Raw genomic sequence first — 9842 nt, 5'->3', positions numbered from 1 at the left:
AGACCGATCCGGTTTCATCGCCTGAGCCATAAACATCGACAGCGTCTCCGTTGGCGCGAAGAGCCGTTCACGGTGAACCGGCAACGACGCCTCCAGTGTGTCAAATAGTTCCGGCGAAGTAAGTAGATCGAAAAAACGAAATGCGTCGTTGGTGGCAGCGTGATGTCGAACCCGACGTTGCCGAGATAACACAGAACGATTACTATGCATGAGGGCTGGCTCTTGGATGGTGGCGATGGTTTGGCGACTTAAGCTTACCATCTTGCCAGCCTGTTTTTCCTCACTAATTCAGGCACTTAGCGCTTAAGTAAGTGCCATTCGGGTCAGAGTCAAATTGCGCAGATTTCGTCGAGTAATTTGACTCTGACCCTATTTAACGGACCACGGAGTACAACACTAAGCATTCAAAAAAATTTACGCCGGCTCCGCATGCTCAACCATCAACTGCACCTTGGTAACCCCGTTGTATTCATTAGCATCCAACCGAAACGCCACTTTAGCCTTACTCCCCAACTCGTCGGTATGCCCGAACCAGATCGCATCGTAGCGCGTACCATTCCGCTCCAGCAGCAACTTCAAATGTTTCTCCTTCAAGATGCGCTGGCTAACCACCCTGAACTCATCGCAAAACAGCGGCGGTGCAAAGCCCTGGCCCCACACCTGGCCTTCCATTAATTCAATGAATTGCGTAGTGTAATAAGCATCCTCCAACGGCCCGTCGGTCTCGACCACACGTTCCAGCTGGCTCTGACCAAGCCATTCACGTCCGACTTTTTCAAAAGCCTCGGCAAAAGCGTCAAACGCATCCGCACGAATCGTCAACCCGGCCGCCATCGCATGACCGCCGAATTTCTGGATCAGGCTAGGCGCGTGCTTCGACACCAGATCCAGCGCATCGCGCAAATGAAAACCGGGAATCGAACGCCCGGAACCTTTGATCAAGCCTTCGCCACCCGGCGCAAAAGTAATCGTAGGCCGATAGAATTTATCCTTCAGGCGAGAAGCAACAATGCCGATCACACCCTGATGCCAGGAAGCGTCGAACACGCTGATGGTGGTGCTGTCTTGTGGCTTGAAATCGTCCAGCAAGGCCAGCGCGGTATCTTGCATGCCGGCTTCGATATCGCGCCGTTCGCGGTTGATGGTGTCGAGCTGCTGGGCGATGGCCCAGGCGCGGCCTTCGTCGTCGGTGGTCAGACATTCGATACCCAGCGCCATGTCGGCCAGGCGACCGGCAGCGTTCAGGCGCGGGCCCAACGCAAAGCCAAGGTCGAACGGCGTGGCGCGGCGCGCCTCACGGCCGGCGGCGCGAAACAGGGCGGCAATCCCGGCGTGCATACGGCCGGCGCGCATGCGTTTTAAGCCTTGCGCTACCAGGATGCGATTGTTGGCGTCCAGCTTGACGACGTCGGCAACCGTGCCTAACGCTACCAGATCGAGAAGTACATCCAGTTTCGGCTGGCTCTTGGCGTCAAACACGCCGCGCTTGCGCATTTCGGCGCGCAGCGCCAGCAAGACATAGAACATGACGCCGACACCAGCCAGGTTCTTGCTGGGAAAGCCGCATTCCGGCTGGTTCGGATTGACGATGACGCGCGCGTCTGGCAGCGTGTCTGCGGGCAAGTGATGGTCGGTGACGACCACTTCAATGCCGCGCCGGTTGGCTTCAGCCACACCGTCGATGCTGGCGATGCCGTTGTCGACCGTGACGATGATGTCGGGCGATTTCTCGCGCGCCGTCAGCTCGACAATTTCCGGCGTCAGGCCGTAGCCGTACTCAAACCGGTTCGGTACGATGAAATCGATATTCGCGCCCAGCAGCCGCAAGCCGCGCAGGCCGACGGCGCAGGCGGTGGCGCCGTCGCAATCGTAATCGGCGACGATCACCATTTTCTTTTGCGCGGCGATGGCGTCGGCCAGGAAGCTGGCGGCGGCATCTATATGCAGCAATCCTGCCGGTGGTATCAACGCCGTCAGTTCACTTTCCAGTTCCTTGACATCGAGCAGTCCGCGCGCACTGTACACGCGCGCCAGCACCGGATGGACGCCGCTCTGGTGCAGCCGTTCAGAGTCGCGGAAAGAGTAGGGGCGGGTGGTTATACGCGTCATGGCAGCAATCTGGTGAGGGCTGGCTTCAGCCAGAATTTCTTGAGCGAGAGCCGGCTGGTGGCCAGTCCAAGCACGTGGGTACTGTCAGTGATAATCAGGGACAGACTATCCAGCAGTCCTTGTTGCATCGCTTGCAGCACAGGCGCGAAACATATGTTTTCCAAGGTTTGCAACTCTTGCAGCCAGCTTGACCATTCACCGGTGAGGGCCGGCTGGATGAGTTGATCCAATATCAGCAGGCCACGTCCGGGTTTGGTGGTGATGATGTCGGCGATGCCGGCATTCGCATGCGCAGCCTTGGCATACTGGCTGAGGCCGACGAAGCCGTCAGGCAGATTAAACACCTCGTACTGGCCGACGGTTGGCGCCGTAGCGGCGGAGCCGCCCCACAGCCAAAGGGAGTTGACGCTTTGCTTTCCCTGCATCTCGCGGCGCTCATTCAGAGGATGTGCAAACCACAGCATCTGTACTTCATTCTGCAACTTGCGCCAGGCTCGGGCGCCATCGCCTTGCGGCATCCAGATATCGATGTTGTGCCCGCAAGTGGCGTCCGGCGTGGAGGTAAGCAGACCTTGCCAGTCGTCAGCACGCATGAACCAGGTGTTGGCGTTGCCGTAGACCAGTGGCCTGCCTACTTCGGCAAACAAGGGCGCGGCAGCGTCGAATAATTCGCGTGAATCCGTTTCGGATAAACCGATCTGGCGGATATCGGTCAATACCAGATGGTCGCGGGCGATATGGATATGCGCCGGATGGAGCATGAACCAGACACCTTCTTCAACACTCAGGCCCAGCGCGCGCATGGCGGCGCAGGCCAGGGCAGGGCTGTTGTGCGCGTCCTGGCCAGGTGCGGCGCTAACCGGGGTGAGCGAAGGCAGAGGAAATTGCGAGCTTAACCACATTTCGTGCGGCAAGGCGCGTGCAAAATCGTCGAATACTTGACGGGAATGTTCCTTTTTGGCGCGCGCCATCAAGGTGGCAAAGGCGGGCAGTTTCAGTTCGCGCAATAAATCGCGCGCCAATTCCGGCGGTGGCAGGCCGAATGGCAATAGGATAGTTAAATGACTCATGGCGCGATTGTAGGGCATAGCCGCAACATGAGTCGAATTGCCTTTGTTCGCACTCTTTCTACAAGCAAGTCTGGCATGCTCAGAAATTCAGTTTGGCGTTGAGCGTAAACTCGCGGGCGGCGCCGATATTGACGAACGGTGTGCCGCTGCAGCAACTGGCGGTGTAATAAGTCGAATCGAAGATGTTCTTGATGTTGAACTGCCAGTCTATCGATTGACCGCCGATCAACGTGTTCCAAGACACGAAAGCATCCATCACGCGGCCATACGGCAGGTGGTAGACCTTGCCAGTGCCGTCGCCTACCGGCAGGCTGCTGAATACGCGGGCTCCCGCGCCGGCCCTGATGCGGCCTTCGATCGGACCAACCCGCGATATGCCGAAATCACGCGTGAGGTACAGCGACGCGGCATGTTTCGGGGTGTTCGGCAGGGGATTTCCAGCCAGTTTTGGATCGTCGCTGTAGCGTGCCTCGGTATAGGTATAGCTGCCGACCAGGCTGAGGTTCTGGCTGATGCGGCCGCTGGCGTCGAACTCCAGGCCGCGCGATCTGGCCTTGCCGGCATTGCGGGTGTAATTGATGCCGTTGATGGTTTCGGTAGTCTGGATGTTGCGCTTTTGAATATCGAATACTGCCAGCGTCGCTGTCAGGTTGTCGGTTTCCAGTTTCGAGCCGATCTCATACCCCTTGGCCAGTTCCGGCGGTAACTCGCCAATCGGTGTGGCGATCGAAGTATTCGGTTTGAAAGACTCGCTGTAGCTGGCGTACATGGACCAGTCGGGCGCCAGCTTGTAGACCAGGCCTGCGCGCGGCGTGACTCTGCCTGCGGCGACCTTGCTGCCGACAATGAAGGGGCGGCCTTTTCCGGTCAATTCATTGAAATATTCGTAGCGTGCACCGGCCAGCAAGATCCAGCGTTCATCGAGATGTATCGAATCCTGGATGAACACGCCGCGTGAGATCAGCTTGTCGGTCTGGTCGCTATCTGCCGGGCTGATTTTGCTGCCGGCCTGCGTCAGCTGTCCGTATACCGGGTCGTAGATATTGAACTGGGTATTGCTCGGGCCGCGGTAAAGATCGCCCAGCACCCGGTAGTTGCGCATGTAGTCGACACCGCCGACGATATCGTGCCGTATCTCGCCCCAGTTGAATTTGCCTTCCAGGTTCAAGGTAAGCGTATGCGCCGACTGCACGCCATTCTGGGTGGCGTCGACGCGCCGGGTGGCGATGCCGGTGGCATAGTTGATCGATAGTACACGTGCCTGCCAGTCATTGTAGGAGCTGCGGCTGAAGCCGTAGCCGCCATGCAGGGTCCAGTCGGCGTTGAGCTTGTGGTCGAAGCGCAGGTTGACGGCGTCGGAACGGCCGGCCGAGACATTGTAGGTTTCGTCGAAACGACGTTCCCCGGGTACCGCAACCGGATTACCGGTGCGTGGATCGATGACGGTGCCGCGGTCGATCGGCACAGAATAGTTCATGTGTTCGTAGGCGAACGACACTGTCGTATCGCGGCCGTACCAGGCTAGCGAAGGCGCCACGACGGATTGCGTAGTTTCGCCGAAGTTGCGCCAGTAGTTGGTACGCTGGTGATCGGCGATCAAACGGTAAGCCAGGCCGGAATCTCCGATCGGCCCGGTCAGGTCGATCTGTTCGCCGATGCCGCCGTAGCTAGAGGTGTTGAGTGTTACCGAGCGTTGAGTTTCCAGCAGCGGTTTCTTGCTGATGACGTTAATCACGCCGCCCGGGTCCATGCTGCCGTAAAGCATGGAGGACGGTCCTTTCAACACTTCGATGCGTTCTGTAGTCGGCGTGAAATTGCGCGGCTGCACCGACAGCATGCCGTCGCGCAGCATGGAGTTGTCGCGGTTGTCGCCGAAGCCGCGCTTGATAATCGCATCCAGGGTGCCGCCTAGCGTATTGCCCATGCGGACGCCGGATACCGTATCCAGCGATTCTGCCAGGCTGCCCGGTTGGCGGTCTTGCAGGAATTGGGAGGTTACGACGCTGACCGCTTGCGGCACGTCGATCAGGGCGGCATCGCTGCGGCTGGCGACGGCAGCGCGCTTTGCCTGGTAGACGTTTTCCGCCTGGTTGACACCGTCCCGGCTGGCCTTGACGGATACCGTCGGCAGCACATTTTCGCTGTCCCTGGCGTCGACATTTTTTTGCGCATCTCCAATGGCTGGAGCTTGCCTGTTGGATAGCCTGGATGATTCCTCGGACTGTACGTCCGCTGCGATTACGCCATGCGTCAGCATGATCGTACATATTCCCATTATTTGTTTTTTCAAAACCTTTCCCTCGCCTGACTATTTTTTGCAAACAGGCGATATTATATTGATTGAGAATCATTCGCAATTAAAAATAGAGCTGAATTATTTTTTGCAAACCTGACGGCTCGACTGTTGGAAGAAAAAGACATGTCGCACAGAAATTCTGCGCGCGAATCGATAGTAATTGCTAATTGCAATCATTCTCAATACCATTCGTATTCTGTTGTTTCAACGAAAAATATAACAATGAAACAGAAGCCAGGGCGAGGTCGAAATCAAATCTTTGAGAAAACTCGCGTGAATTCAAATCAAGTAAAAATAATGCAAATATCTCAATATGATATAAAGACCGTGGCTTGCATTCCGGAGGGGATTAAGTGGTCGTTGATGCTGGCGGCGGCCTGTTTGCTAGCTGCTTGCGGTGGTGGTGGCGACAGCGCCAGCACTCCGATTACGCCGGTGCCTGACGGCGGGCTAAGCCAGGTCGCTAGCCTTGGCAAGAAAATCTTCAGCGATCAAAGTCTGTCAGCCTCGGGCAAGCAGTCTTGCGCCACCTGCCACAATCCCGACAACGCGCACGCACAGAGCAACGACCTGGCAGTGCAGTTGGGCGGGCGCAATCTCGATGTGCCAGGTTTTCGCGCCGTGCCGTCCTTGCGCTACCTCAATCTGACGCCGGCTTTCTTTTTTGCCAGCGACGGCACGCCGACCGGCGGATTTAATCGCGACGGCCGCGTCAATACCCTGGCCGATCAGTCTGAGCGGCCGTTCCTGGCGCCGCATGAAATGGCCAATGCCAGCAAGGCTGACGTGATTGCCAGATTAAAGCTGGCGGCGTATGTCGAAGAATTCCGCAAGGTATTCGGCGCAGCCATTCTGGATAACAGCGACGATGCTTTCAACCGCGTTCAACTGGCGTTGCAGCAGTACCAGAAGGAAGACGGCGATTTTCATCCATACGACTCCAAATACGATCAATTCCTTAGCGGCAAAGTGCCGTTGAATGCGGCTGAATTGCGCGGGCTGGCGTTGTTCAACAATCCGACCAAGGGCAACTGCGTCGCCTGCCACCTGAGTGCCAAGGGCAGCGACGGCTCGTCACCCTTATTTACCGATTTCACCTTTGATAATCTTGGCGTTCCACGCAATCCGGCAATTGTGGCGACTGCCGATGCAGCCTATTTCGATCTCGGCCTGTGCGGACCGGATCGCACAGATCTGAGTAATCGCAGCGAGTTGTGCGGCGCATTCAAAGTGCCGACACTGCGCAATGTCGCAACCCGCAAAGTGTTTTTCCATAACGGTTACTTCAAGTCGCTGCGCGAGGCGGTCAGTTTCTACGTCAAGCGCGATACCAATCCGGAGCTGTGGTATCCGGTCGACGCCAATGGCGTCGTTCAGAAATTCAACGATCTGCCCGAGCAATATCGCAAGAACGTGAATGTCACCGAAGTGCCGTATAACCGGCAACCGAATATGCCGCCGGCATTGTCCGACAGTGAAGTCGACGATGTCGTGCAATTTCTTGGCACTTTGACAGACGGCTACAAAGCACAATAAAACATTAGGGGAATACAACATCATGAAAAAAAATATTCTGGCGCAAGCCATTGCAATCGCTTTGATGGCGAGCCCGTTGGCGGCATCCGCCAGTGAGGCAGAATTATTGAAACGACTCAATAAGCTGGCTGCTGAAGTCGAGCAGCTCAAGGCTGAACTGGCCGCCACCAAGCAGAAAACCGACACCGTTGAAAAGCGCCAGGATGCTTTGGCAGCGGCGCCGGTTGCACCGGCAGCCCCGGTCGTAATGACCACAGCGGCAGCGCCATCAGGCACAGCCACCGCAGTAGCGCCAGTGTCGACAGTGTCGACAGTCGCAGCTGCGTCGCCGGCGACAATGCTGGGACCAAATACCGTGCTGTCGAGTTACGGTGAAGTCAATTACACCCGTCCTCGCAATGACAGCAGCAAGTCGCAAGCAGACGTCGCTCGCGCGGTGATCGGTATCACCCATCGTTTTGATGAAAAGACCAAGATGGTGGCGGAATTCGAATGGGAGCATGCCGTCACTTCCGCCAGCGACCAGGGCGAATCGGAAGTCGAACAGTTGTATGTCGAACGTGAATTCAACAACGGCCTGCGCGCCAAAGGCGGCTTGTTCCTGATCCCTGCAGGTTTACTCAATACCAATCACGAGCCGACCGCTTACTACGGCGTGTATCGTAATTTCGTCGAAACCGCGATTATTCCATCCACCTGGCGCGAAGCAGGGTTCGGTTTGTCGCAGTCGCTCGACAACGGCTTGACCTGGGATACTGGCCTGACGACCGGTTTCGACCTGAGCAAATGGGATGCCTCGTCGACCGAAGGCCGCGTATCGCCGCTGGGCAGCATTCACCAGGAAGGCCAGTTCGCGAAGGCGGGTGATCTGAGTGTGTTCGGTGCATTGAACTGGCGCGGCGTGCCAGGGTTGCTGCTGGGCGGTTCCGTGTTTACCGGGAAAATCGGCCAGAAGACGCCGGATTTCCCTGCACAGGATGCACGCCTGACCGTGTGGGATCTGCATGCACGTTATACGCCGGGTAAATGGGATCTGTCAGCACTTTATGCGCGTGGCACCATCAGCAACACAGAGGCGTTGAATCAGACGTTTGCCGGCCAGCCGACACCGGTGCCGTCATCGTTCTACGGCTGGTACACGCAGGCAGCTTATCAGTTGTGGAAAAACTCGGACTATACTTTGACTCCGTTCGCCCGCTATGAGCGCTTCAATACCGCCAACAGCTATGCGGCGATGCCGCCCGGCCTGGGGGTTGCCACTGGCCCGAATGAAGGTGTCTGGACGGTCGGCGCCAATTTCAATATCGGTGAAGGCGTGGTCTTGAAAGCGGATTATCAGAAGTTCAAGGTGGATACGACGCGCGATCGCTTCGACCTAGGCCTGGGTTACGCGTTCTAATTTCTAACTATTTATTTATTTATTGGCATCAACCATGAAACAGATCAACCTGGCTGCCCTGGCGCTCGCGACCGGCGCCACTTCGAGCGCCTTCGCCACCCAGTACCTGACGGTGGAGCAGGCGCAACAAGTGATGTTTCCGGATGCGACCGGCTTCAAGGACGCCAGTTTGCAGTTGTCCGGCGAACAGATGAAGCAGGTCGAGAAACTTTCCGGCCTGCCTGCGCGGTCGGTCGGCTGGCGCGTGTTTGCTGCGTATAAAGGTGACGCCCAGCTGGGCTACGTGGTGTTGGACGACGTAGTCGGCAAGTTTGAATTGATCTCGTATGCGGTAGCGGTCAATCCCGACGCCAGCATCAAGCAGATTGAAATCCTCACCTATCGGGAAAGCCACGGCTTTGAAATCAAAAGTCCGGCATGGCGCAAGCAGTTCGTCGGCAAGACGGCCGCTGCCGGCTTGACTATCGGCGACGGTATCGCCAGCATCAGCGGCGCCACGTTGTCGTGCACGCATGTCACCGATGGCGTACGGCGGATTGCCGCCATCGCTCAGGTCATGCTGAAAAAATGAAACGGCGGGCCCAACCCTGGCTGGGAACCCTGGTCGAGGTGACGCTTGCCGATGCCCTCGGTGATGCCGCTACGGCATGCGCTTTCGATGTTGCTTTTACCGCTGTAGCCGAAGTGCATCGCCTGATGAGCTATCACGACGCCGCCAGCGATGTCGCCCGGATCAATCGCATGGCGGTCGGTAGCGCAATCCGGGTTGATGCGCGTACGGCGGGTGTGATTCGCATGGCGCTACATTTGAATGCGGTCACGGGTGGCCTGTTTGATATCGGCTGTGCGTCAAAGCTGGTTGAATGGGGTTATTTGCCGGGATCAACTGAAAAATCAGCTGAAAAAATCGCAGAAACCAGCTCAGGCAAAGCGGCTAGTCGGATCAGCTTACATATTGATGACGCCGATAACGTTTGGAAAATAGCGCCGGTGCTGATCGATTTGGGCGGCATCGCCAAGGGCTATGCAGTAGATGCCGCCATCAACGCTTTGCAAGGATTGAACATCGCCTCGGCGTGCGTCAATGCGGGCGGCGATTTGCGGGTTTTCGGCGAAAACGCCTATCTGATCATGATTCGCGATCCCCGGGCGCCCGCGCAAATCGCGACTCGAATCGAATTAAAAAATACTGCATTGGCAACTTCCGGCAGTTATTTTTCGCAAAAGACGGTGCGGGGCCATCAACGTTCGGCACTGGTTAACTGTGAAAGTGGCAACGCCATAGTCGACAGCGTCAGCGCCACGGTGCAAGCTGCCGATTGCATGACGGCGGATGCGCTGACCAAGCTGGTGCTGCTAAGCGCCGATCCCCGACATCCGTTATTGCAGCAGTTTGGCGCAACTGCTTTTATAATCTGACGGATGCGCTCCC

Annotated in this window: 7 protein-coding genes and 1 pseudogene; 4 read left to right on the top strand and 4 right to left on the bottom strand. The window is 57.0% G+C overall.

The annotated features are described in order from the left end of the window. The 4 genes and pseudogenes from BM029_RS18115 to BM029_RS18100 form a co-directional block, all read right to left on the bottom strand. A pseudogene (locus tag BM029_RS18115) lies at positions 1-210 on the bottom strand (IS4 family transposase); the annotation flags it as partial. 204 nt (positions 211-414) lie between these two features. Continuing rightward, the gene (recJ, locus tag BM029_RS18110; protein WP_092438386.1) at positions 415-2109 is read right to left on the bottom strand and encodes a single-stranded-DNA-specific exonuclease RecJ; all 1695 of its coding nucleotides are present in this window, start codon (positions 2107-2109) and stop codon (positions 415-417) included. Then, positions 2106-3179, bottom strand: coding sequence for a hypothetical protein (locus tag BM029_RS18105; protein ID WP_092438396.1), 1074 nt, complete (start codon positions 3177-3179; stop codon positions 2106-2108). The genes recJ and BM029_RS18105 overlap by 4 nt, the downstream gene beginning before the upstream one ends. A 79-nt stretch (positions 3180-3258) precedes the next feature. Next, a complete protein-coding gene (locus tag BM029_RS18100) occupies positions 3259-5469 on the bottom strand; it encodes a TonB-dependent siderophore receptor (RefSeq protein ID WP_092438384.1) in 2211 nt (736 codons plus the stop codon). 303 nt (positions 5470-5772) lie between these two features. Here BM029_RS18100 and BM029_RS18095 point away from each other — a divergent pair, with 303 nt between their 5' ends. From BM029_RS18095 to BM029_RS18080, 4 genes are read left to right on the top strand one after another with little or no spacing between them, the layout of a single operon-like run. Then, positions 5773-7011, top strand: coding sequence for a cytochrome-c peroxidase (locus BM029_RS18095; RefSeq protein WP_371329137.1), 1239 nt, complete (start codon positions 5773-5775; stop codon positions 7009-7011). A 22-nt stretch (positions 7012-7033) separates the two neighbouring features. Then, positions 7034-8410 (top strand): hypothetical protein, encoded by a 1377-nt coding sequence (locus tag BM029_RS18090; protein ID WP_092438379.1) that lies wholly within the window; start codon positions 7034-7036, stop codon positions 8408-8410. Between the two features lie 34 nt (positions 8411-8444). Further along, positions 8445-8981 carry an FMN-binding protein gene (locus BM029_RS18085; protein WP_092438377.1) on the top strand — a complete coding sequence of 179 codons (537 nt, stop codon included), beginning with the start codon at positions 8445-8447 and terminating at the stop codon, positions 8979-8981. Next, a complete protein-coding gene (locus tag BM029_RS18080) occupies positions 8978-9829 on the top strand; it encodes an FAD:protein FMN transferase (protein WP_092438375.1) in 852 nt (283 codons plus the stop codon). The genes BM029_RS18085 and BM029_RS18080 overlap by 4 nt, the downstream gene beginning before the upstream one ends. Positions 9830-9842 lie beyond the last annotated feature (13 nt).

Source organism: Collimonas sp. OK607, assembly GCF_900111995.1.
In the GTDB taxonomy this organism is placed as follows: domain Bacteria; phylum Pseudomonadota; class Gammaproteobacteria; order Burkholderiales; family Burkholderiaceae_D; genus Collimonas.
This window is presented reverse-complemented; position numbering and strand designations above follow the sequence as displayed.

What these genes read in the sequence shown, in the direction of transcription:
- BM029_RS18090 (WP_092438379.1), top strand. Translation starts at nt 7,034, where the DNA reads ATGAAAAAAAATATTCTGGCGCAAGCCATTGCAATCGCTTTGATGGCG.
- BM029_RS18095 (WP_371329137.1), top strand. Translation starts at nt 5,773, where the DNA reads ATGCAAATATCTCAATATGATATAAAGACCGTGGCTTGCATTCCGGAG.
- BM029_RS18105 (WP_092438396.1), bottom strand. Translation starts at nt 3,179, where the DNA reads ATGAGTCATTTAACTATCCTATTGCCATTCGGCCTGCCACCGCCGGAA.
- BM029_RS18085 (WP_092438377.1), top strand. Translation starts at nt 8,445, where the DNA reads ATGAAACAGATCAACCTGGCTGCCCTGGCGCTCGCGACCGGCGCCACT.
- BM029_RS18080 (WP_092438375.1), top strand. Translation starts at nt 8,978, where the DNA reads ATGAAACGGCGGGCCCAACCCTGGCTGGGAACCCTGGTCGAGGTGACG.
- recJ (WP_092438386.1), bottom strand. Translation starts at nt 2,109, where the DNA reads ATGACGCGTATAACCACCCGCCCCTACTCTTTCCGCGACTCTGAACGG.